Origin of the sequence: Roseicyclus sp., from assembly GCF_052168335.1 — a bacterium.
In the GTDB taxonomy this organism is placed as follows: domain Bacteria; phylum Pseudomonadota; class Alphaproteobacteria; order Rhodobacterales; family Rhodobacteraceae; genus Roseibacterium.
In genome coordinates, this window is the sequence record NZ_JBQLZP010000622.1 from 1 (window position 1) to 1,772 (window position 1,772).

1 protein-coding gene is annotated in these 1,772 nt (G+C 66.6%); it reads left to right on the forward strand.

Going from position 1 to position 1,772, the window contains the following annotated elements:
- The coding region (gene carB, locus ACTS11_RS19085) for a carbamoyl-phosphate synthase large subunit (protein WP_442641874.1) at positions 1-1,772 on the forward strand (1,772 nt) is incomplete at both ends.

Consider the following 1,772-nt stretch of genomic DNA (forward strand, 5'->3'; position numbering starts at 1 on the left):
TCAACTCCAACCCCGCGACGATCATGACCGATCCCGGCATGGCGGACGCCACCTACATCGAGCCGATCACGCCCGAGGTCGTCGCCAAGATCATCGAGAAGGAGCGGCCCGACGCCCTCCTGCCCACGATGGGCGGGCAGACCGGGCTCAACACCTCGCTCGCGCTCGAGGAGATGGGCGTGCTCGCGAAGTTCGGCGTCGAGATGATCGGCGCCAAGCGCGAGGCCATCGAGATGGCCGAGGACCGCAAGCTCTTCCGCGAGGCGATGGACCGGATCGGGCTGGAGAACCCCAAGGCGACGATCATCTCCGCACCGAAGAAGGCGGACGGCAAGTACGACATCAAGGCCGGTCTCCAGATGGCGGTCGAGGCGATCGAATACGTGGGCCTGCCCGCGATCATCCGCCCGGCCTTCACGCTCGGCGGCACCGGCGGCGGCGTCGCCTACAACCGCGAGGAATACGAATACTACTGCCGCACCGGGATGGAGGCCTCGCCCGTCGCGCAGATCCTCGTGGACGAGTCGCTGCTGGGCTGGAAGGAGTTCGAGATGGAGGTCGTCCGCGACAAGGCGGACAACGCGATCATCGTCTGCTCCATCGAGAACGTGGACCCGATGGGCGTGCACACGGGCGACTCGATCACCGTCGCCCCCGCGCTGACGCTGACCGACAAGGAATACCAGATCATGCGCAACGGCTCGATCGCCGTGCTGCGCGAGATCGGGGTGGAGACCGGCGGCTCGAACGTGCAATGGGCCGTGAACCCGGTGGACGGGCGCATGGTGGTGATCGAGATGAATCCCCGCGTCAGCCGCTCCTCGGCGCTGGCGTCGAAGGCAACCGGCTTCCCCATCGCGAAGATCGCGGCCAAGCTGGCTGTGGGTTACACTCTGGATGAATTGGACAATGACATCACGAAAGTGACACCGGCATCCTTCGAACCCACCATAGACTACGTGGTGACGAAGATCCCGAGGTTCGCTTTTGAAAAGTTCCCCGGCTCCGAGCCGACGCTGACCACGGCCATGAAGTCGGTGGGCGAGGCGATGGCCATCGGGCGGTCCTTCCACGAGAGCGTGCAGAAGGCGCTGGCCTCGCTCGAGACCGGGCTGACCGGCTTCGACGAGATCGAGATCCCCGGCGCCGAGGACCCGGCCGCCATCGTCAAGGCGCTCAGCCGTCAGACGCCCGACCGCCTTCGGATCATCGCGCAGGCGATGCGGCACGGACTTTCGGACGACGAGATCGCCGCCGTGACGAAGTTCGACCCCTGGTTCCTCGCCCGCATCCGCGAGATCGTGGACGCCGAGGCGCGCATCCGCCGCGAGGGCTTGCCGGTGACGGAGGAGGGCATCCGCGCGCTCAAGATCATGGGCTTCACCGACGCCCGCCTCGCCCGCCTGACGGGGCGCGAGGAAAGCAACATCCGCCGCGCGCGCCTGAACCTGGGCGTCGTGGCGCAGTTCAAGCGGATCGACACCTGCGCCGCCGAGTTCGAGGCGCAGACGCCCTACATGTACTCGACCTACGAGCACCCCGTCCTCGGCGAGGCGGAGTGCGAGGCGCGTCCGAGCGGTGCCAAGAAGGTCGTCATCCTCGGCGGCGGCCCGAACCGCATCGGCCAGGGGATCGAGTTCGACTACTGCTGCTGCCACGCCTGCTTCGCGCTCAGCGATACGGGCTTCGAGACCATCATGGTCAACTGCAACCCCGAGACGGTCTCGACCGACTACGACACCTCGGACCGGCTCTACTTCGAGCCGCTGACC